This window comes from Massilia sp. YIM B02763, assembly GCF_030412015.1.
Taxonomy (GTDB): Bacteria; Pseudomonadota; Gammaproteobacteria; order Burkholderiales; family Burkholderiaceae_D; genus Telluria.
Genome location: NZ_JASNRD010000002.1, coordinates 161,195 through 182,755, shown reverse-complemented (window position 1 = coordinate 182,755; position 21,561 = coordinate 161,195). Strand labels below are relative to the sequence as shown.

General features: G+C 68.2%; 14 protein-coding genes and 1 other RNA gene. 10 read left to right on the top strand and 5 right to left on the bottom strand.

Annotation, left to right across the window (positions count from 1 at the left end; all coding sequences use genetic code 11):
• The first annotated feature begins 11 nt into the window (after positions 1-11).
• On the top strand, positions 12-491 hold the full coding sequence (ribH, locus tag QPK32_RS04325; protein ID WP_290411540.1) for a 6,7-dimethyl-8-ribityllumazine synthase: 480 nt from the start codon (positions 12-14) through the stop codon (positions 489-491).
• 17 nt (positions 492-508) lie between these two features.
• The gene (gene nusB / locus QPK32_RS04320; protein WP_290411539.1) at positions 509-979 is read left to right on the top strand and encodes a transcription antitermination factor NusB; all 471 of its coding nucleotides are present in this window, start codon (positions 509-511) and stop codon (positions 977-979) included.
• A gap of 335 nt (positions 980-1,314) precedes the next feature.
• Here the strand turns inward: nusB and QPK32_RS04315 are convergent, their stop codons facing one another.
• On the bottom strand, positions 1,315-2,100 hold the full coding sequence (locus QPK32_RS04315) for a transglycosylase SLT domain-containing protein (RefSeq protein ID WP_290411538.1): 786 nt from the start codon (positions 2,098-2,100) through the stop codon (positions 1,315-1,317).
• A gap of 591 nt (positions 2,101-2,691) precedes the next feature.
• Between QPK32_RS04315 and ubiD the strand changes: the two genes are divergently transcribed.
• From ubiD to QPK32_RS04275, 8 genes are all read left to right on the top strand, one after another.
• The gene (gene ubiD, locus QPK32_RS04310) at positions 2,692-4,176 is read left to right on the top strand and encodes a 4-hydroxy-3-polyprenylbenzoate decarboxylase (RefSeq protein ID WP_290411537.1); all 1,485 of its coding nucleotides are present in this window, start codon (positions 2,692-2,694) and stop codon (positions 4,174-4,176) included.
• A gap of 187 nt (positions 4,177-4,363) precedes the next feature.
• Positions 4,364-4,462, top strand: an RNA gene (ffs, locus tag QPK32_RS04305) — signal recognition particle sRNA small type.
• Between the two features lie 137 nt (positions 4,463-4,599).
• Positions 4,600-6,840, top strand: coding sequence for a DNA polymerase III subunit gamma/tau (locus QPK32_RS04300; RefSeq protein WP_290411536.1), 2,241 nt, complete (start codon positions 4,600-4,602; stop codon positions 6,838-6,840).
• A gap of 67 nt (positions 6,841-6,907) precedes the next feature.
• Positions 6,908-7,234 carry a YbaB/EbfC family nucleoid-associated protein gene (locus tag QPK32_RS04295; protein ID WP_290411535.1) on the top strand — a complete coding sequence of 109 codons (327 nt, stop codon included), beginning with the start codon at positions 6,908-6,910 and terminating at the stop codon, positions 7,232-7,234.
• A gap of 61 nt (positions 7,235-7,295) precedes the next feature.
• Positions 7,296-7,886, top strand: coding sequence for a recombination mediator RecR (recR, locus tag QPK32_RS04290; protein WP_290411534.1), 591 nt, complete (start codon positions 7,296-7,298; stop codon positions 7,884-7,886).
• A gap of 100 nt (positions 7,887-7,986) precedes the next feature.
• Positions 7,987-9,147 (top strand): glycosyltransferase, encoded by a 1,161-nt coding sequence (locus QPK32_RS04285; protein WP_290411533.1) that lies wholly within the window; start codon positions 7,987-7,989, stop codon positions 9,145-9,147.
• Positions 9,134-10,987, top strand: a complete 1,854-nt coding sequence (locus QPK32_RS04280; protein ID WP_290411532.1) for a polysaccharide deacetylase family protein — start codon at positions 9,134-9,136, stop codon at positions 10,985-10,987. The genes QPK32_RS04285 and QPK32_RS04280 overlap by 14 nt, the downstream gene beginning before the upstream one ends.
• Positions 10,988-11,356: 369 nt before the next feature.
• Complete coding sequence (locus QPK32_RS04275) at positions 11,357-13,762, top strand: penicillin acylase family protein (RefSeq protein WP_290411531.1); 2,406 nt, start codon at positions 11,357-11,359, stop codon at positions 13,760-13,762.
• Between the two features lie 115 nt (positions 13,763-13,877).
• Here QPK32_RS04275 and QPK32_RS04270 read toward each other — a convergent pair whose 3' ends face one another.
• The 4 genes from QPK32_RS04270 to QPK32_RS04255 all read right to left on the bottom strand — a co-directional run bounded on the left by QPK32_RS04270 (position 13,878) and on the right by QPK32_RS04255 (position 21,490).
• The gene (locus tag QPK32_RS04270) at positions 13,878-16,058 is read right to left on the bottom strand and encodes a bifunctional diguanylate cyclase/phosphodiesterase (RefSeq protein ID WP_290411530.1); all 2,181 of its coding nucleotides are present in this window, start codon (positions 16,056-16,058) and stop codon (positions 13,878-13,880) included.
• 1 nt (position 16,059) lies between these two features.
• Positions 16,060-18,870: a response regulator gene (locus QPK32_RS04265; RefSeq protein WP_308632438.1), complete on the bottom strand. Its 2,811-nt coding sequence runs from the start codon at positions 18,868-18,870 to the stop codon at positions 16,060-16,062.
• Positions 18,871-19,199: 329 nt separating this feature from the next.
• Positions 19,200-19,418, bottom strand: a complete 219-nt coding sequence (locus QPK32_RS04260; RefSeq protein WP_290411528.1) for a YbdD/YjiX family protein — start codon at positions 19,416-19,418, stop codon at positions 19,200-19,202.
• A complete protein-coding gene (locus tag QPK32_RS04255) occupies positions 19,418-21,490 on the bottom strand; it encodes a carbon starvation CstA family protein (RefSeq protein WP_290411527.1) in 2,073 nt (690 codons plus the stop codon). The genes QPK32_RS04260 and QPK32_RS04255 overlap by 1 nt, the downstream gene beginning before the upstream one ends.
• Positions 21,491-21,561 lie beyond the last annotated feature (71 nt).

Below are 21,561 nucleotides of genomic sequence, written 5' to 3'. Positions count from 1 at the left end.
AAGAGGCAGCCATGACGGTAGGAACTTTTGAAAGCAATCTGCAGGGCGAAGGCCTGCGCATCGGTATCGTACAGGCGCGTTTCAACGCGGACGTGGGCCACGGCCTGCTGTCGGCCTGCCTGGCCGAACTGAAACACCTGGGCGTGGCCGACGAAGACATCCTGCACGTGACCGTGCCGGGCGCCCTGGAAGTCCCGCTGGCGCTGCAGAAGATGGCCGAGACCCAGCAGTTCGACGCGCTGGTCGCGCTGGGCGCCGTGATCCGCGGCGAAACCTACCACTTCGAGCTGGTCTCGAACGAATCCGGCGCCGGCATCACCCGCGTCGGCCTGGACTACGGCATGCCGATCGCCAACGCGATCCTGACCACCGAAAACGACGAGCAGGCGGAAGTCCGCATGGCCGAGAAGGGCACCGACGCCGCCCGCGTGGCCGTCGAGATGGCCAATCTGCTGCTGGGCCTGGAAGAACTGCAGGCCGAAGAAGACTGACGCAATACAGGTACAACATGACTGACAAATCCACGCACGCCAACCCGAACAAGAACCGCACGCCGCGCCACCGCGCGCGCGAGTTCGCCCTCCAGGGTCTGTATCAATGGCTGCTGAATAATGAGCCGGCCGCAACGGTCATCGCCAACATCCGCACCGCCCACGGCTTCGACAAGGCCGACAGCGAGTACGTGAAGGAACTGCTGCACGGCGCGATCGCCCAGTCGGTCGAGCTGCGCGAAGTGCTGCAGCCGACGATCGACCGCCCGGTCGCCGAACTGTCGCCGATCGAGCACGCCGTGCTGCTGCTCGGCGCCTACGAGCTGAAGAACCAGATCGAGATTCCGTACCGCGTCGTGATCAACGAAGCGGTCGAGCTGACCAAGTCCTTCGGCGGCATCGATGGCCACAAGTACGTGAACGGCGTGCTGGACCGCCTGGCGGGCAAGCTGCGTCCGGACGAGGTGGCGGCGGATACGAAGCGCTGATTCGGATTACCCTCTATATATATTAGAGAGAAGCCGCCCCGGGAGACTGGGGCGGCTTTTTATTTGGTGACTCGGCCCGTCGTCCCTGCGAAGGCAGGGACCCAATTTTCATGGGCTGACGATACGCAAGCGGAGCTTGGGTCCCTGCCTTCGCAGGGACGACGTCGGTAGGCGCAGGGACGATGTGGGGTAGGCGCAGGGACGACGTGGGGTAGGCGCAGGGGACGACGTCGGTAGGCGCAGCGACGACGTTGCTTGGGTACTGGAATGGGTAAAAAAGAAAGCCACCGCGGCTCCCGCCAACGGTGGCTTTCGACCAGGGATCGTTACGTGGCTTACAGGCCGGCGACGGTCTCGCCGTTCTGGCTGGCGCCATGCGCGCTGTCGCTCGCGGCGGCGCTGTCGGCCTTGGCCGGGGCCGGGGCGGATTTCTGGACCAGGACCGCGGTCGGGGCCGGAGCCGGGGTGTTATAGATCGGCACGTTCTTGCCGCCCGCAACCTGCTTCAGGCGGCGGTACTCGGCCAGCACCTTGTTGCCGTAGCCGGAATCGTCCTCGAAGGCGCCGGCGCCGACATAGGTCTTCAGGCCGCCTTCGACGGAACCGGTACGGGTCACGTAATCCTTCAGGATCTGGGCGCCGACACGGATATTGGCCACCGGATCCAGCGCGGCTTCCTTGCCGCCGACTTCCTCGAACTTGTCGCTGTGCACCTTCGACATCACCTGCATCAGGCCCTGCGCGCCCATCGGGCTTTCGGCGAACGGGTTCAGGCCCGATTCGATCGCCATCACGGCCAGGATCAACAGGGGATCCAGCTTGATCTCGTGCGCCGTGCTGTAGGCGGTGGAGACCAGCATGTTGGCGGCGTCGCCGGCCACGCGGTAGCGGCGCGACAGCCAGTCCGTCACGTACTTCTGCTGGCGCGTGGTGCGGGGGCTTGCCTTGTCCTCGACCGCCTGGACGGGTTCGGCCTCGGCCTTCGGCTGCGCGGGGGCGGCCGCGACGGCCACCGGTGCTGCGTGCTGCGGATTGAGCAGTTCCGACACCCGTTTTGCGAAATCGGGGCGGTAGTACAGCAGGGCCATCATCGCCACTGCGGAAAAACCGAATACGGTCATGGTATGTTTTGCGGTGTTAAACACGCCGCGTGCCGTTTTGATCACGGAAGACCACGTGATGGGCTGGCTGGCCGCTTGTTGGACGAGCCTTGCGCTCGTGCCGATGAAGCGATGAATCATCGTCTCTCCTTTGTCGCGGAAAAAGTGTCCCCACGGCGGCGCAAGTGCGCTGCTGAAGGATGTACTAATGCCGTGCATCAGAAAACCGTCTGTCGCCGCTCGCTGCGGTCGACTAACGCCGTCATTGCTTGCTACAGCTGGGCCGCGCTGACTATGGAGGCGCCCAGTGGCTAACAACTGTCTCGGGGTAAGGTAGGGCAGACGCCCTGGGAAACACTCCTTACAAATGTCATTGGGGCCCCGACCCCGTGAAAGAAGGAGACCGGCTAAAATCACGTCCTGGACGGGCCTGTCTCACTTGGTAGGCGGATTGTAGGTGCCGGTTTATACCAAGTCAATACTAGCACGGCTGCTCTTTATTACTTTTAGATCTTAATCTAGCCGCGGGGCTCATCAATTCTTTGGCAAATCAATCACTTGCCGCCGATTGTTAGCCAAACTCAAAAGATGTAAAAAAGCATTAATAAATCGATGAACTACTCAGATTTGCGTGATTTCCTTGCTAAGTTGCAAGAAATGGATGACTTCAAGCGCGTATCGGTGCCTATTTCCCCAAATCTCGAAATGACGGAGATCTGCGACCGCACCCTACGCGCCGGCGGCCCTGCCTTGCTGTTCGAAAAGCCGACGGGGCACACGATTCCCGTGCTCGCCAACCTGTTCGGCACCCCGCGCCGGGTGGCGCTGGGCATGGGCGCGGACGACGTCGGCGAGCTGCGCCGCATCGGCCACGTGCTGGCCCGCCTGAAGGAGCCGGAGCCGCCCAAGGGATTCAAGGACATCATGGACATGGGCTCCCTCGTCAAGGCTGTCTGGGACATGGCGCCGAAGGAAGTCAAAGGCGCGCCGTGCCAGGAAATCGTCTGGGAGGGCAAGGATGTGGACCTGGCGCGCCTGCCGATCCAGCACTGCTGGCCGGGCGATATCGCGCCGCTCATCACCTGGGGCCTCGTGATCACGAAGGGACCGAACAAGAAGCGCCAGAACCTGGGCATCTACCGCCAGCAGGTGCTGGGGCCGAACAAGGTCATCATGCGCTGGCTCGCGCACCGCGGCGGCGCCCTCGATTTCCGCGAGCACTGCATCGCCAACCCGGGCCAGCCGTATCCGGTGGCGGTGGCTCTCGGCGCCGACCCGGCCACGATCCTGGGCGCCGTGACGCCGGTGCCGGACACGCTGTCCGAATACCAGTTCGCCGGCCTGCTGCGCGGCCAGCGCACGACGCTCACCAAGGCCATCGGCAGCGAGCTGCGCGTGCCGGCGTCGGCCGAGATCGTGCTCGAAGGTCATATCTATCCGGACCAGAACCACCCGAGCGGCTTCGAGCACGCGCTGGAAGGACCGTACGGTGACCATACCGGCTATTACAACGAGCAGGACTGGTTCCCCGTCTTCACCATCGACCGCATCACGATGCGGCGCGACCCGATCTACCACTCGACCTACACGGGCAAGCCGCCCGACGAGCCGGCCGTGCTGGGCGTGGCGCTGAACGAGGTGTTCATCCCCCTGCTGCAGAAACAGTTCACCGAGATCACGGATTTCTACTTGCCGCCGGAAGGCTGCAGCTACCGCATGGCCGTCGTGCAGATGAAGAAGCAGTACGCGGGCCACGCCAAGCGCGTGATGTTCGGCGTCTGGAGTTTCCTGCGCCAGTTCATGTATACGAAGTTCATCGTCGTCGTGGACGAGGACGTCGACGTGCGCGACTGGAAGGAAGTCATCTGGGCGATCACGACCCGCGTCGACCCGACCCGCGACACGGTCCTGGTCGACAATACGCCGATCGACTACCTCGACTTCGCGTCGCCCATCAGCGGCCTGGGCAGCAAGATGGGCATCGACGCCACCAACAAGTGGCCGGGCGAAACGAATCGCGAGTGGGGTACCCCGATCGTGATGACGCCGGAAGTGAAGGCGCGCGTGGACGGGATCTGGCAGCAGCTGGGCTTGTGATCGTAGGGGGCGGAGTCCGGTATTGGCGGTTGGACTCCGACCCCGGTGTTCTGCCGCGCCGCCCTACGGTAGACGGGTAGGGTGGACGGGTCTCCCGTCCACGCGTTCAAGAACATATATATAGTGCATATGCCGGCCGGAAAGGCCGGTTTGCCTGCCGTCTATCCAAGGGTGTATAATGGACCTCGGCGGGCCCCTGCGCATTGTGGCATGGTTTACCTGGTCAGGTCGGGAACGAAGCAGCCAAAGCCGTTCACCGCAAGTGCCGCAGATCAGGCTCGCCTCTTATCTTCTTCTCTTTCCCCTTCATCGATTTCGCCGGCGCACTGCGCTTGGGGATCGTGCTCGTCCGTACACCGCACCCGTTGTCGCGTCGTCGTCCAATATTGGCCCGGCAAGCCCGGTCTACGGTAAAATCGCGGTATGTCCTATCAAGTCCTCGCCCGCAAATACCGTCCCAAGAACTTCGACACGCTGGTCGGCCAGGAGCACGTGGTCCGTGCGCTGACCCATGCGTTGCGGTCCGGACGGCTGCACCACGCCTACCTGTTCACCGGCACGCGCGGCGTGGGCAAGACGACGCTCTCGCGCATCCTGGCCAAGTCGCTCAACTGCGTCGGCCCGGACGGGCAGGGCGGCATCACGGCCGAGCCCTGCGGCCAGTGCGAACCCTGCCGCGCGATCGATGCCGGCCGCTTCGTCGACTATATCGAGATGGACGCGGCCTCCAACCGCGGCGTCGACGAGATGGCCCAGCTGCTCGAGCAGGCCGTGTACGCTCCCAGCAATGCGCGCTTCAAGGTCTACATGATCGACGAGGTGCACATGCTGACCAACCACGCCTTCAACGCCATGCTGAAGACGCTGGAAGAGCCGCCCGAGCACGTCAAGTTCATCCTGGCGACGACGGACCCGCAAAAGATTCCCGTGACCGTGCTGTCGCGCTGCCTGCAGTTCAACCTGAAGCAGATGCCGCCGGGCCACATCGTCGGCCACCTGGAAAACATCCTGGGCCAGGAAGACGTGCAGTTCGAACAACCCGCGCTGCGCCTGCTGGCGCAGGGCGCGCACGGCTCGATGCGCGACGCGCTGTCGCTGACCGACCAGGCCATCGCCTACGCGGCCGGCGCCGTCACGCTCGAGGCCGTGCAGGGCATGCTGGGCGCGCTCGACCAGTCCTACCTGGTGCGCCTGCTCGACGCGCTGGCCGAACAGAACGGCGCCGACCTGATGGCGGTGGCCGACGAGATGGCCAGCCGCAGCCTGTCCTACAACGGCGCCTTGCAGGACCTGGGCACGCTGCTGCACCGCATCGCGCTGGCGCAGACGGTGCCGACGGCCGTGCCGCAGGACCTGCCCGAACTGGCCGACATCCAGCGCCTGGCGCTCGCCTTCGATCCGCAGGAAGTGCAGCTGTACTACCAGATCGCCGTGCACGGGCGCAACGAGATCGGCCTGGCGCCGGACGAGTACGCCGGCTTCACGATGACGCTGCTGCGCATGCTCGCGTTCCGGCCGGGACAGGGCGGCGCCGAGCAGTCCGCTTCTCCGGCGCCGGCTGCGCTGGCGCGTCCGCTGCCGCAGGCCCAGCCGGCGCGTCCGGCGGCGAATGCCGCGGCGCCGGCACAGGCGCCGGCGCGACCCGCGTCCGGCCCTGCCTCCGCCAGCCACGCGGCGCCGGCCGCCCCGGCGGCCCCGGCGGCGCCCGCGTCCGGCGGCGCCGCCCCGGCCATGAGCCTGGCCCGTGCCTCGATCAATGCCGCGCTGGAAGCGGCGCGCGCCGCCTCGCGTCCGGGCGCCGCCGGTGTCAAGCGTCCGCCGGCCGGTCCGGCCGAGGCGCCCGCCGCGCCCGCTGCAGCGGCGCCGGCACCGTCCGCCCCCGCATCCGTACCGGTACCTGCAGCCGCACCAGGACCGCAGGCCAGCGCCGCGCCGGCACGCCCGGGCCCGGGCGCACCGTGGGATGCGTCGCCGGCCAGCGCCGCGCCCGCCGCCGCGGCCCGTCCGCAAGCGCAGGCAATGGCCCAGCCGCAGCCGGCCATGGGCCGTGCCCAGCCGGGCGCCATGGCCCAGCAGCCGCAGCAGGCGTATGAGCGTCCGCAGGAACAGGCCGCCGACGACGACGTGCCGGCCTGGGTCACCGGGTTTTCCGACGACACGGCCGTCGCCGCGCCGGCCGCCGAGGCGCCCGCCGTCGCGCCGCCTCCGGCACGCGTCGCCGCGCCGTCCAGGGCGCCGTACCCCTACGTCGTCACGCCGGTGGACGCCATCGGCTGGGACGGCAACTGGCCCGCGCTGGCCGCATCGCTGCCGCTGCGCGGCGTGGCCCAGCAGCTGGCCTTCCAGACCGAACTGATCGAATGCGTGGCCGATGCCGGCAGCGCGACCTTCCGCCTGCGCGTGCCGGTCGACACGCTGCGCACCAGCGGCAACAGCGAGAAACTGTGCGCGGCGCTGCAGGAATGCTTCCCGTCGCTGCGCGTGAACGTCGACACCGAGATCGCGCCCGTGTGGTACACGGCCAGCGCCGAAGCGAAGGCGCGCCGCGAGCGCCTGCAGCGCGAAGCCGAGGCCACCGTCGAAGCCGATCCGTTCGTGCAGGACATGGCGCGCACCTTCGATGCGTTCGTGGTGCCGGGCTCCGTGCGTCCGATCGGCACCTGAGGCGCGCGCCGTCCGAACCCTTTTCGCGAACCTTTTTTGTTTTACCCGACCTATTGGAGAACACACCATGATGAAGAACCAGCTCGCAGGCATGATGAAGCAGGTGCAGGCCATGCAGGACAATATGAAGAAGGCGCAAGACCAGCTGGCCCTCATCGAAGTCGAAGGCCAGTCGGGCGCCGGCCTGGTCAAGGTCGTGATGACCTGCAAGAACGACGTCAAGCGCGTCACCATCGACCCGTCGCTGCTGGGCGACGACCGCGACATGCTGGAAGACCTGGTCGCGGCCGCGTTCAACGATGCGATCCGCAAGGCCGAAACCACCACGCAGGAAAAGATGGCCGGCCTGACCGCCGGCCTGCCGATCCCGCCGGGCTTCAAGATGCCGTTCTGATGTTCCCCCGCGCGGGCGTGCCGAACGCGCCCGCGCCATCGATGCCATTACCGGAAACCACATGTCCAAATCGCTCGACTTCCTGACCGAGGCCTTGCGGCGCCTGCCGGGCGTCGGGCCGAAGTCGGCGCAGCGCATGGCCTTCCACCTGCTGCAGCACGACCGCGAAGGCGCCGCCATGCTGTCGCGCGCCCTGTACCAGGCGGTCGACTCGGTGCATCACTGCGCCATGTGCAATACCTTCTCCGAAACCGAGATCTGCGACCTGTGCGCGAACGAGGAGCGCGACCGCGCGCTGCTGTGCGTGGTCGAAACCCCGGCCGACCAGATGATGATCGAGCAGACCCTGACCTACAAGGGCCTGTACTTCGTGCTGATGGGACGCCTGTCGCCACTGGACGGCATCGGCCCCAAGGACCTGCACCTGGAAAAGCTGGTCAACCGGGCCAACGACGGCCAGGTCAAGGAAGTGGTGCTGGCCACCAATTTCACTAACGAGGGCGAGGCCACCGCCCACTACATCAGCGAGATGCTCAAGGCGCGCGGCCTGAAGGTCAGCCGACTCGCGCGCGGCGTTCCCGTAGGGGGCGAACTCGAGTATGTGGACGCGGGCACCATCGCGCGCGCCATGCTCGACAGGCGCAGTGCATAATCGGTCCCTCCCGTGAGGCAGCGGGCATCGCTTTGACGATGCGCAAAATGGGCTCGGCCCGTCCGCTGCTATCGTGGGGTTACTTTGATCGGACCCCAGCATGCACCTCGTCGATATCACGATGTTCTATGCCGCCGAAGGAGGCGGCGTCAGCACCTACCTGAACGCCAAGGCGCACTGGCTGGCACGGCGCAGCAGCGTGCAGCACACGATCATGAGTCCCAACGTCGAGACCTGCGGCGCGCAGGTGCCGGCGCTCGTGCGCATTCCCGCCGCCGGCCTGCCCGGCTTCCACGGCTACCGCATGCCGCTATCGGTGGCGGGGCCGGCGCGCCTGCTGGCGTCCGCGCGGCCCGACCTCGTCGAGGCGGGCGACGCCGGCCACTGCGCCTGGGCGGCGCTGCGCATGCGCCGCCGCCACGGCATCCCGGCCGTCGCCTTCTACCACTCCGACCTGCCGCGCCTCGTGCGGCCGCGCCTGGGGCGCTGGATCGCGAGCGGCACCTGCAAGTACCTGGCCAGCCTGTATCGCCAGTTCGACCTCGTGCTCGCGCCGAGCCGTGTGATGGTGCAACAGCTGGACGCCATCGGCGTGCACGGCGCCGTGCACCAGCCGCTCGGCATCGACAGCGCCGTGTTCCGTCCCTTGCCCGCGCACGAGCGCGAGGACGGGCGCGACGCGCTGTGCGCGCGCCTCGGCCTCCACCCGGCCACGCGCCTGCTGGTCTACGCGGGCCGCTTCACGCCGGAAAAGAAGCTCGGCCTGCTGGTCGAGGCGGTGCGCAAGCTGGGGCCGCGCTACCACCTGGTGCTGGTGGGCGCCGGCAACGACAGCCCGCCCGACATCCCCAACATGACGCGCATGCCCTACAAGCGCGACCAGCGCCAGCTCGCGCGCCTGCTGGGCAGCTGCGACGTGCTGGTGCACCCGGGCGATTGCGAGACCTTCGGCCTGATCGTCCTGGAAGCGATGGCCTGCGGCCTGCCCGTCGTCGCCGCCAACGGCGGCGGCGTGGCGGAACTGGTCGACGCGGACACGGGCCTGCTGGCCGAGCCGGACAGCGTCGACAGCCTCGCCGGCGCCATCGACGCGATCTTCGAGCGCGACCTGGCCCGCATGGGCATGGCGGCACGCCGCAAGGCGGTCGAGCGCTACGACTGGAACGAAATCCTGCCCCAGGTACTGGGCCGCTACGACGGCCTGCTGGCCAACCATGCGCGCACGCCGCGCGAACCGGAGCGCATCTGTGTCACCGATTGAACGCGCCACGAGCGAAGGCGCCACCACCAACACCATCGGCGCAACCAGCGCCACCGCCACTGCCACCGCCACCGATATCGCCCGCGCCGGCACCGCGCCGATGCTGTGCGTGTCGATCCACGACGTCGCCCCGGCCACCTGGCCCGATTGCCTGCGCCTCGTGCAGGCCGTGCGCGAGGTCGCCGACATTCCGCTGACCTGGCTCGTGGTGCCGCACTACCACTTCCGCCCCGAGCGCTCGCCGGCGATGGAAGCCTGCCTGGACGTGGTGCTGGAGCGGGGCGACGAACTGGCGCTGCACGGCTACAGCCACCTCGACACGGAAGCGAACGGCGGCGGCCTCGCCAAGCGTTTCCTGCGCAGCGTGTACACGCGCAAGGAAGGCGAATTCGCCGCGCTGGCCGAAGCGGAAGCGCAGCGCCGCCTGGAACTGGGCCTGGCCTGGTTCGCGGAGCGCGGCTGGAAGGTCGACGGCTTCGTCCCGCCGGCCTGGCTGCTGGGCAAGGGCGCGTGGAACGCGCTGCGCGCCTCCCGCTTCGCCTACACGACCACCTTCAGCCACTTCCACTGCCTGCGCGATGCCGACGGCAACCCGATCCGCCGCAGCGTGCTGTCGCCGTCGCTCGTCTATGCCGCGCGCAATCGCAGCGGCCGCCTGCTGTCGCCGCGCGTGGCCGACGCCACCGCCCGGATGCTGGAGAAATCGCCGCTCGTGCGTTTCAGCCTGCACCCGCCCGACGCCCGCTATCCCGAGCTGATCCGGCACACCCAGCGCATGCTGGAACGCCTGCTGGCGCAGCGCGAAGCCGTGACCAAGGAAGCGTGCGCGCGCCGCCTGGTGGGCGAGCCGGCGCCGCGTGCCGACGGCGCGGGCCGGGTCGAGCCGGAGCTCGTGATCGTGCAGCCAGTCGTGGTGCCCGTCGAGACGGCGAAGCCGGACGCGCCAGATGTCCGGGTCGATGCGCAGGATGCGCCGGTACCGGTCAGCGACGAGCATGCCCACGCGGCAGGGACCGAGGCAATGAAGGACGAAGCAAGCCAGGCCGAAGCAGGTGGGGCCGAGGTGGCTCGGCCGGAAGCGGTGCAGGCCGAGACGACAAGCGGCGCAGCGGCGCTCGTCGAGGGCATGGATGCCGCGGATGAATCCGTGAAGGACGAGCACTTCAAGGATGCACACATCCAGGACAGGCAACTCGAGGACAAGCAACTAAAGGACGAGCAACTCCAGGACGAGCAACTCCAGGACAAGCAACGCGAGGACGAGCAACTCGAGGACGGGCTACTAAAGGACGAGCAAGTCGCGAAGGCGCTCGTTGGCGACCCGCACGTCGCAGACGCGCATGTCGCAGACGCGCATGTCGCCGACACACATCTCGCAAACACGCATGCCGCGAAGGTACTTGCCGCCGATGCGCCCGTCACGCCCGCGCCCGCGCCCGCCATCGCCGATGCCAAGCCCGTCAACAAGCCGAGCAAACGCACGGCCGCCGCCGGCGAGCGGCGCCCGTACTACGCGAGCACGTACGAACGTGAACATGACTGGCATGAGCACGAACGGGATGAGTACGACCGGACGGCCGCGATCGAAAGCGTCGCGATGCAGCATGCCGGGTCCGCCTCGGCGTCCGGCACTCAGCCTGTTCAGAACCGTCCGGCGCCCGTCGACTTCGGTAACCGGCAGAGCATCGTGCCGACCTTCGTCATCAGTACGGGCCCCACCAGCCGCCGGGCCAGCGCCCGAGACCGTAGCCGGCGTGGTAGTGCGGATAAGGACCATAAGGACCATAAGGACCATAAGGACCATAAGGACCGTAGCGCTCCGCGTCCTCCTTCGCGCTGAGGTGCAGGATGCAGCTGCGCCAGGCATCGGACTGCGCTGCGTAGCCCAGGCGCGCACAAGCCGGCCCATACACGACCATTGCCTGCTCCATTTCGGCGCGGGCCTGTGCGGCACGCTGCTCGGGCGTCGTGCAGCCCGGCAGGGCCAGCATCGATGCCATCGCGAGCGGAACCATGAACGCACGCATGGCTGATGATCTCCTTCGATAGCACGCGTCATGCGCGCATGCCATCAGCTTAGCCAGGCGTCGGAAGGCCTGGCCGGAATGCCTCAAAGGTCCAATGGGAACCGAATCGGGTAGGCTGGATCACGCACTCGCTAGGCAATGGTTTTTCTGGCAAGATGCGCTTTTTTCGGAGGAGACGGCGCATGCGGGCAGGGCGATGGTTGAGGTGGACGACACGTTTGCTGGCAACGCTCGCGGCGCTGCTGGTGCTGGCCCTGCTGGGTGCCTGGCTGTACCTGCGCGCCAGCCTGCCGCAGCTCGAGGGCACGCGCCAGGCGCCGCTCGTGTCGGCGAAGGTGACGGTGGAGCGCGACGCCGACGGCGTGCCCACGATCAGCGGCGCCAACCGCACCGATCTCGCCTATGCCACCGGCTTCCTGCACGGCCAGGAGCGCTTCTTCCAGATGGACCTGCTGCGCCGCAGCGCCGCCGGCGAGCTGGCCGAGCTGTTCGGCCCGCGCGCGCTGCCGCTCGACCGGGCGCACCGCCTGCACCGCTTCCGCGCGCGCGCCGCCCAGGTCCTGCAGGGCCTGGACGCGGGCGACCGGGCCTTTCTCGAACGCTACGTGGCCGGCGTCAACGACGGCCTGCAGGCGCTGGGGGCCAGGCCGTTCGAATACGCGCTGAACGGCGCCGAGCCGCGTCCCTGGACGGCGGCCGATTCGCTGCTCGTCGTGTGGGCGATGTACTTCGACCTGCAAGGCAACCAGGAAGCGCGCGAGCTGGCGCGCGGCTGGCTGGCGCACGACCTCGACCCGGCCCAGCGCGCCTTCCTGCTGCCCGAGTCGAGCAGGTGGGATGCGCCGCTCGACGCACCCGCCGTCGCCGCGCCGAAGGACGTGCCGATACCGCCATCCGCGCCCGCATGGTGGGGCAGCCTGGGGGCCGTGGCGGCGCGCCAGGTGGCCGGCGTCGGCTTCACCGATGGCGTCGGCAGCAACAACTTCGCGCTCGCCGGCAGCCGCAGCGCCAGCGGCGCGGCCATCGTCTCGGACGACATGCACCTGGGCCTGCAGCTGCCGAACATCTGGTACCGGCTGGCGCTGCGCTACACGGACGCGCAGGGACGCGCGCGCCGCGTCGTCGGCGTCAGCCTGCCGGGCGCGCCGCCGCTCGTAATCGCGGGCAGTAACGGCCACGTGGCCTGGGGCTTCACCAACAGCTATGCCGACACGCTCGACCTGGTCCTGCTGGACCGCGACGAGGCCCACCCCGGCATGGTGCGCACCCAGGCCGGCTGGGAGACGCCGCGCGAGCACGCCGAGACGATCCTCGTGAAGGGGGCTCCGGCCGAGCGCCTGGTCGTGCGCGAGACCAGCCTCGGCCCCGTGCGCCTGGTCGGCGCCGCTGCCTATGCCGTGCACTGGGTCGCCCATGCGCCGCAAGCGCTCAACCTGAACCACCTGAAGCTGGAAAGCGCGCTCACGCTGGACGAGGCGCTGGCCGCGGCGGCCGCCGACGGCATCCCGGCGCAGAACATCGTCATCGGCGACACCAAGGGCAATATCGGCTGGACCATCGCCGGCGCGCTGCCGCAGCGCGACCAGGGCGGCAGTGCCGTCTCGTATCCGCTCGCCGCGGACGGCGAACTGCCGACCTGGAATGGCCTGCTGCCGCCCGAGCGGCATCCGCGCGTGGTCAATCCCCCGGCCGGCCTGCTGGTCACGGCGAACAGCCGCCAGCTGGCGGGACCGGATGCCGAAGTGCTGGGCGATGGCGGCTTCGACCTCGGCGCGCGCACGCGCCAGCTGCGCGACGGCCTGCAGTCGCATAAGGGTAGCGCCGACGTGCGCGCAGCCTTCCGTGCCACGCTGGACGACCGCGCCATCTACGTGGGCGAATGGCGCACGCGCCTGCTGGCCGTGCTCGACGACCGGGCCGTCGCCGGGCATCCGCAGCGCGCCGCGTTCAGGCAGCTGCTGCGGCAAAGCTGGGATGGCCATGCGAGCGTGGGCTCGGTCGGCTACCGCCTGGCGCAGCAATACCGCTGGTCGCTGCACGACCTGCTGTTCGCCGGCGCCAACGTGCAGCTGCGCACGCTCGACCCGAAGGCGACCGTGCAGGCGGCGACGACGCGCTGGCCTGACGCCGTCGCGCGCCTGCTGGACGAGCAGCCGGCCGCCTGGCTGCCGTCCGGCTATGCCAGCTGGCAGGACCTGCAACTGGCCGCCGTCGACCGCACCATCGACGAGGTCACCCGCGACGGCACGCCGCTGGCCGAGGCCACCTGGGGCCGGCGCAACACGGCGGCGATCACGCACCCGATCGCGATGGCGCTGCCTGCGCTGAAGCGCTGGCTCGGCGCGCCGCCGGACCAGTTGCCGGGCGACGGGAACATGCCGCGCGTGGCGGGGCCGAAATTCGGACAGTCCGAACGCATGGTGGTGTCGCCGGGGCGCGAGGAAGAAGGGCTGTTCGACATGCCGGGCGGGCAGAGCGGACATCCGCTGTCGCCGTTCTTCCTGCGCGGGCACGAGGCGTGGGTGAGAGGGGAGCCGAAGGCCTTGTTGCCGGGGGCGGCGAAGTACACGTTGACGTTCACGCGGTAGGGTGGACGGCTCGCCGTCCACGCGTCCAACCAGCGCGTGCGCGTCAAGTCGTTCATACGAAGCCTGAACGCGTGGACGGCGGAGCCGTCCACCCTACCGGGGATGACGGGCTTGTTTATTTCGCCCCCACCGGCACCCACAGCTTCTGCAGCATCCCCGTCACCGTATCCGCCGTGGCCGGCCGGCTCAGGTAGAAGCCCTGCACCATGTCGCAGCCGTATTCTTCCAGCAGCACCAGCTGCTCGCCCGTCTCGACGCCTTCCGCCACCACCATCATCTTGAGGCCGTGCGCCATTGCGATGATGGCGCGCGTGATGGCGGCGTTCTCGGAATCCTGGGGCAGGCCGCTGATGAAGCTGCGGTCGATCTTCAGCGCGCGCACGTCGAAGCGCTTCAGGTAGTTCATCGACGAATAGCCGGTGCCGAAGTCGTCGATCGACAGGTACACGCCGATGCCGCGCAGCTGTTCCAGCGTCAGCAGGGTCGCCCTGGCGTCGTCCATCAGCGTGCTCTCGGTCAGCTCCAGTTCCAGCAGGCGCGGATCGAGCCCCGTGTCGTTCAGCGCCGACAGCACCATCTGGCTCAGGCTCTCGTCCTTGAACTGCTTGGCCGACAAATTCACCGCCATGCGCACGGGACGGCGCGCCAGGCGCTGCCAGTGGCGCGCCTGGTTGCAGGCGGTGCGCAGCACCCATTCGCCGATGGGGACGATCAGGCCCGTCTCCTCGGCCAGCGGGATGAATTCGGTCGGCGGGATCACGCCCCGTTCCGCGTGGCGCCAGCGCACCAGTGCCTCGACGCCGACGATCTCCGACGAGCGCACGTCGAGCTGCGGCTGGTACAGCAAGTACAGTTCGTCGTTCTGCAGCGCCTTGCGCAAGCCGACTTCGAGCTTCACGTGGCTCATGATCTGCATCGTCAGCGAGGACGAGTACAATTTGGCGTTGTTCTTGCCGCAGTTCTTTGCGTGGTACATCGCCGTGTCCGCGAACTTCAAGAGCGACGTGCAATCGTCGCCGTCCTCGGGGAACAGCGAGATGCCGATGCTGGCCGTGACGAAGATCTCGTTGCCCTCGATGAGGAAGGGGCGGCCCATCGCGTCCTTCACGCGGTGCGCCACGTTGAGCGCATGCTCGACGCGTTCCAGGTCCGGGATCAGGATCGTGAATTCGTCGCCGCCCAGGCGCGCCAGGTTCGTTCCCTGCTGCGTCTCGAGGTCGGACGGAGAGCGCGAGATCAGGTCGCTGGGGCGGATCGTCTCGCGCAGGCGCTCGGATACCTGCATCAGCAACTGGTCGCCGACGTCGTGGCCCAGCGTGTCGTTGATCCTTTTGAACGCATCGAGGTCCATGAACAGCACGGCGAACTTCTTGTTGCCGATCTTGGAGCGCTGCAGCTCGCGCTCCAGCATCTCCAGGAAGGCCTGGCGGTTCGGGATGCCCGTCAGGCTGTCGCAATAGGCCAGGCGCCGGATCTGCTCCTCGGCGCGCTTGCGTTCGCTGATGTCGCGCACCAGGCCCAGCACCTCGGCCGGCCCCGTGGCGACGAGGCGCGCCTCGAAGTGCTGGGCTTCGCCGAAGTGCAGCAGCTCGTATTCGACCGAGCGCACCTGGCGCATCTGCAGCGCCAGCGCCACCTGCTCCAGCAGGCGGTCGGCGATCTCGCGCGGCAGCACCTCGGTGACGTGGCGGCCGATGATCTGCCCGGCCGGCACCGCTTCGCGCAGCGCATGGCCGCGCGCGTTGCGGTTGCCGCCTTCGCGTGCCGGGCTTTCCCGCCCCGGCTCGTAGTCGAGATAGACGCCGTCGCGCGACATGCGGAAGAAGGTGTCGGGAATGGCGGCCAGCACGGCGCGGTTCTGGGCGTCGGCGATGCGCAGGCGCACGATGGCATCGCTGGCGCGCAGCACGTACAGCACGCGGTGGCCCAGGATCGGCCAGTTGATCGGCTTGGAGACGAAGTCGGTGGCGCCGGCCTCGTAGGCATTGGTGACGGCTTCGAGGTCGTCGCCGCCCGTGACCATCACGATCGGCACCATGGCGCCGCCGGCCGAGTCGCGGATCGCGCGGCAGGCGGCGAAGCCGTCCATCCTGGGCATCTCGACGTCCATCAGGATCAAGCTGGGCGAGCGGCTGGCCGCAAGCGTCACGGCTTCCTGGCCGTCGGCGGCCTCGATCGCCGCCAGGCCGACGCTTTCCAGCATCTCGACCATCAGCATGCGCATCGTCGGGTCGTCGTCCGCGACGAGGACGACGGCAGGCCCGGGGGCGCGCTGGTTGGAGTGGGGTACCGGCATGTCAGGTTTCCTTCTCGGGCTGGGCGGTGAGCGAACGGCGGACGGCCTGGAATTCCTGTTCCATGTCCACCAGGATGGCATCGGCGCCGACAGTGGTGTCGGCGCGACCCAGCTGTTCCATGGCCTTGCACATGGCGGCCAGGGCGTCGGCGCCGACGTTGGCGCTGGCCGACTTGAGCGTGTGGGCGATGCGGCGCACGCCGTCGGCATCCAGGCCGTCGATGGCGTCGCGCAGGGTGCGCAGTTGCTGCGGCACGTCGTCGACGTAGGCGGAAATCACCTTCCGCACGAGGGCGTCGCCGCGGTCGCGCGAGAGCGCACGGATCTTGTCGAGCGCGGCGTGGTTGATCACGTCGCGCCGGATCACCTCCACCGATTCCGGCGGCAGTTGCGGCGCTTCGTCGTCGTGGTGCACGGTGGCCGCCAGCGGCAGCGCCATCCACCTGCCGATCACGGCCGCCAGTTCCTGCTGCGTAAACGGTTTGGAGAGATAATCGTCCATGCCGGCGGCCAGGCAGGCTTCGCGGTCGCCCTGCAGCGCGTTGGCCGTGATGGCGATGATGGGCAGCACCCGCCCGCGTCCCGCTTTGCGCTCCTCGCGCCGGATCGCCGAGGTGGCGGCGAAGCCGTCCATTACCGGCATCTGGCAATCCATCAGCACGGCGTCGAAGGCGCCGCTGCGCACCATGGCCAGCGCCTCGGCGCCGTTGCGCGCGCAATCGACCTGCAGGTCCAGGCTTTCCAGCATGGCCTTCGCGACTTCGATGTTGACCGGATTATCTTCGGCCAGCAGCACGCGCCGCACCTTGTGCGACGCCGGGCGGCCGACGCTGGCGCGCAGCGGACGCGGAGGCACGAAGCGGGGCGCCGGCGCCACCTGGCCGCGCGGGCGCGTCGCCAGGCAGGCGAACAGATCGGCCGCGCGCGCCGGCTTGACCAGCTGGTACGCCACGCCGGCTTCGCGCCGCTGCACGGGATCGGCCGCCAGCCGGTCCGGGCTCAGCAGCACCAGGCGGGTCGCGCGCGTCGACGGATCGGCCTTGATGCCGGAGGCCAGCAGCAGGCCGCTGGTGCCCGACAATTCCATGTCGAGGATGGCGACATCGTAGGCACGCCCCTGGCGCGCCGCCTCGTGCAGCAGGTCCAGCGCCAGGTCGGCGCTGTCCGTGCCCGTGCAGTCGACGCGCCAGGCGGCCAGGTGCCGCTCCAGCCCGGCGCGGCGCTCGTCCTGCTCGTCGACCAGCAGCACGCGCAGGCCGTCGATCGTGTGCTGCGAGTTGCCCTGCGCGCCCGGCGCATCCGGGTCGACGCGGCGCTTGTCGAAGGACACCGTGAACCAGAAGACCGATCCTTGCGTGGGGCCGTTGTCGACGCCGATGGCGCCCCCCATCAGCTCCACCAGCTGCTTGGAGATCGCCAGGCCCAGGCCCGTGCCGCCGTACTTGCGCGTGGTGGAATCGTCGGCTTGCGAGAAAGCCTCGAAGATGCGGCTGCGCGCCTCGCGCGAGATCCCGATGCCCGTGTCGTGCACCTCGAAGCGCAGCATCACGGCCTGGCTGTCCTCGCTGGCGATGCGCACCCGCGCCAGGATGCGGCCCTGGTCGGTGAACTTGAGCGCATTGCCGAGCAGGTTGGCCATGATCTGGCGCAGCCGGTTCGGGTCGCCGCAGATCGCCACCGGGATGTCGTTGGCGATGTCGAAGTACAGCTGGATGCCCTTGGTGGCGGCCTGCGGCGTGTAGACGGTGTAGATGTCGTCGAGCAGGTCCCACAGGTTGAAGTTGATGTACTCGACGGTCAGCTTGCCGGCCTCGATCTTGGAAAAGTCCAGGATGTCGTTGATGATCACCAGCAGGTGCTCGCCCGATTGCTTCACCAGTTGCGTGTAGTTGCGCTGGGTGTCGGACAGCTCCGTCCCCAGCAGCATTTCCGTCATGCCCAGCACGCCGTTCATCGGCGTGCGGATCTCGTGGCTCATCGTGGCCAGGAAGGCGCTCTTGGCGCGGCTGGCCGCCTCGGCCGCGTTCTTCGCCTTCTCCAGCTGCTCGGTGCGCACGCCGACCTGGCGTTCCAGCTCGTCGCGATGGTGGACCAGCGCCGCGCCGCGGCCTTCCACCTGCGCCAGCATGTTGTTGAAGCTGTCGATCAGCGCGCCCAGTTCGTCGTTGCGGTTGTGGGCAATGCGCAGCGTGTAGTTCTGGCTGGCCGAGACCTTCTGGGCCGCGTTGATCAATTTGGCGATGGGGTCGGCCACGCTGCGCCGCAGCCGCCGCGCCATCATCAGCGCGGCCAGCATCGACAGCAGCAGCGCGCCGGCCGTCACGCCCAGGCCGCGCACCAGCGCGCGCCACATGGGGCGCAGGTCGGTCTCGATCATGACGACGCCCGCCGCGGCCGCATCCTCGGGCGCATCCTCATCCAGCGTGCCCAGCGCGCGGTAGGTGCGCAGCACCGGCATCCACGGACGGCTGCCGGCTTCGTTCAACGCGGCCAGCGCGGCGGCGTCGGTGTCGGGCAGGGGCACGTCCAGGCCGGCATCGCTGCGTCCCGGCGCGGTCCAGGTGGAGAAGGGCTGGCCCTTGCGGTCGTACAGCACGGCCGCGGTGACGGTCTCGCGCTCGCGCAGCGCGTCCAGCATCCGCCCGGCCAGCGCGCGGTCGCGCTCCTGCAGGGCGTCGGCGCTGCTGCGCGCCAGCACGCCGGCCAGCGCGGCCGACTGCATGCTTTCCGCGTGGCGCTGGCCGACCACGGTCGCCAGCGCAAAGGCGAGCCAGGCCACCAGCAGCGCGCTGCCGGCGGTGGCGAGGCACATCGACAATAGTTTCCGATTGAGGCTTGAACGCTCGTGGCGATGCATGGCTGGGCACATCCGGCGGTCGGCGCGACGAACGAGCCCGGTGTGGAATGGGCTCACCATGCGGAAATACAAATTCCCGCAAGAAAGGAATATAGGATGTGGCCTAGGAGGTAACTTTGCGGTGCCGCAAGGGGCGGGGGAGGGGAGAGGAGAACCGGGACAGGCACTACGAACATCGTCCCCGCGGAGGCGGGGACCCAATTCCGTAGCGCAGCGTCAGCGCACGTAAAATTGGGTCCCCGCCTGCGCGGGGACGACGAGGTGGTGGTGGTGTTAAAGCGTTCTCAACAGCACTTGCCGTTCCGCCCCGCGCCATACCGCGCTTCCTGACGCTCGCGGAAGAATTCCTCGTAGCTCATCACGGGCTGGCCCGGGTGGTTCCGTTCCATGTGGGCGACGTAGGTGTCGTACTCGGGCAGGCCGACCATCAGGCGCATGCTCTGCCCGAGGTAGCGGCCCGCCTGGGCCAGCGATTCTCCCGCCTGGACCAGCGCGCCGAACATCAGTGCACCTCGGCGGCGACGGGCGCCTGCTGGACATACGGGGTTTCCTTGACCGTCGGGCGCGACTCGCGGTTGGCGGCGCGGATGGTGCGGAAGCCGTACAGCAGCACCGCCAGCACGACGATCATGAAGAAGCCGCACAGGCCGGCGTCGAGGTAGTCGTTGAAGATGATGCGGCTCATCTCGTCGACGGTCTTGGCCGGGGCCAGCACCTGGCCGGCGTCGTGCGCGGCCTGGAACTTGCGGGCGTGGGCCAGGAAGCCGACCTTGACGTTGTCGTCGAAGATCTTCATCCAGCCGGCCGTCAGCGTGCACAGCAGCAGCCAGATGGTCGGCACGATGGTGACCCAGGCATACTTGCCGCGCTTCATCTTGAACAGCACGACGGTGCCCAGCGTCAGCGCGATACCGGCCAGCATCTGGTTGGCGATGCCGAACAGCGGCCACAGCGTGTTGATGCCGCCCAGCGGATCGACGACGCCCTGGTACAGGAAGTAGCCCCAGGCCGCCACGCACAGGGCGGTGGCGATCAGGTTCGCGGGCAGCGAATCGGTCTTCTTGAACGAGGGGACGAAGGCGCCCAGCAGGTCCTGCAGCATGAAGCGGCCGGCGCGGGTGCCGGCGTCCACGGCGGTGAGGATGAACAGCGCCTCGAACAGGATGGCGAAGTGGTACCAGAAGGCCATCATGGCCTTGCCGCCCACGGCGTTCGACAGGATGTGCGCCATGCCCACGGCCAGCGTCGGGGCGCCGCCGGCGCGCGAGATGATGGTGTGCTCGCCGACGTCGGCGGCCATCTGCGTCAGCTCGGCCGGGGTGATCACGAAGCCCCAGTTCGACACGGCCGCGGCGGCCGATTCGGCCGTGGTGCCCAGCACGGCGGCCGGGCTGTTCATGGCGAAGTAGACGCCCGGCTCGATGGTCGACGCGGCGACGAGGGCCATGATGGCAACGAAGGATTCCATCAGCATGCCGCCGTAGCCGATGAAGCGGGCGTGCTTTTCGTTCTCGATCATCTTCGGCGTGGTGCCCGACGAGATCAGCGCGTGGAAGCCGGACACGGCGCCGCAGGCGATGGTGATGAACAGGAACGGGAACAGCGTGCCGGACCAGGCCGGGCCGGTGCCGTCGATGAAGCGGGTGAATGCCGGCATCTGCAGGTGCGGGGCGACGAACACGATGCCCAGCGCCAGCGCGACGATGGTGCCGATCTTCAGGAAGGTGGACAGGTAGTCGCGCGGTGCCAGCAGCAGCCACACGGGGATGACGGAGGCGATGAAGCCGTAGCCGATCAGCATCCAGGTCAGCTGGGTGCCGGTGAAGGTGAACATCGGGCCCAGCGTGGGCGAATCGTGCACCCACTGGCCGCCGACGATGGCGAGCATCAGCAGCACGAAGCCGATCAGCGAGATCTCGCCGATGCGGCCCACGCGGATGTAGCGCGAGTAGATGCCCATGAACAGCGCGATGGGGATGGTCGCCATGACGGTGAAGGTGCCCCAGGGCGAGCCGGTGAGGGCCTTCACGACGATCAGCGCCAGCACGGCCAGGATGATCACCATGATCATGAAGGTGCCGAACAGGGCGATCACGCCGGGAACCTCGCCCATCTCGGACTTGATGAGGTCGCCGAGCGAACGGCCGTCGCGGCGCATCGACATGAACAGCACCATGAAGTCCTGCACGGCGCCGGCGAAGACGACGCCGGCCAGGATCCACATCATGCCCGGCAAATAGCCCATCTGCGCGGCCAGCACGGGGCCGACCAGGGGGCCGGCGCCGGCGATGGCGGCGAAGTGGTGGCCGAACAGCACGTAGCGGTTCGTGGGCACGTAGTCCAGGCCGTCGTTGTAGCGGTAGGCCGGGGTCTGGCGCTTGGCGTCCAGGCCCATCACCTTGTCGGCGATGTACAGGCTGTAGAAGCGGTAGGCGATCAGGTAGACGCAGACGGCGGCCATGACGACCCAGACCGCGTTGATCGATTCGCCCCGTTTCAGGGCGACGTAGCCGAGGGCGCCTGCGCCCACGAGCGAAAGCGCGGCCCAACCGAGCCGGCTTGCAAGTTTGTTCATTGTGACTCCTCCGAATGGATCGTGCTGCTCCCCGGTCATGCCGGTTGATTTTATGGCAGCATTCTTTTTCA